The sequence below is a fragment of the Pseudoalteromonas sp. SG43-8 genome, from assembly GCF_014164245.1.
GTDB classification, from domain to species: Bacteria; Pseudomonadota; Gammaproteobacteria; order Enterobacterales; family Alteromonadaceae; genus Pseudoalteromonas; species Pseudoalteromonas distincta.
On record NZ_JACJEX010000036.1, the window covers coordinates 1 to 412 of the forward strand.

The 412-nt window shown below is 47.3% G+C and carries 2 tRNA genes; both read left to right on the plus strand.

Annotated elements, in window-relative coordinates:
- Positions 1-35 precede the first annotated feature (35 nt).
- Positions 36-111 (plus strand) — tRNA-Glu (locus H5122_RS20005).
- 92 nt (positions 112-203) lie between these two features.
- A tRNA-Glu gene (locus tag H5122_RS20010) sits at positions 204-279 on the plus strand.
- Positions 280-412: the final 133 nt, after the last annotated feature.

Here is a 412-nt window from a genome sequence, read left to right on the forward strand (position 1 = left end):
CTAAAAATTCAGTTGTCCTAGTGACACATTTATGTGTCCCCATCGTCTAGAGGCCTAGGACACCGCCCTTTCACGGCGGTAACAGGGGTTCGAATCCCCTTGGGGACGCCACTTACTTATTTTAATAGGGAAGTGTAGTGTTATTAAGAAAGCTCGCCTGAAACGAGTCTAAAAATTCAGTTGTCCTAGTGACACATTTATGTGTCCCCATCGTCTAGAGGCCTAGGACACCGCCCTTTCACGGCGGTAACAGGGGTTCGAATCCCCTTGGGGACGCCACTTACTTATTTTAATAGGGAAGTGTAGTGTTATTAAGAAAGCTCGCCTGAAACGAGTCTAAAAATTCAGTTGTCCTAGTGACACATTTATGTGTCCCCATCGTCTAGAGGCCTAGGACACCGCCCTTTCACGG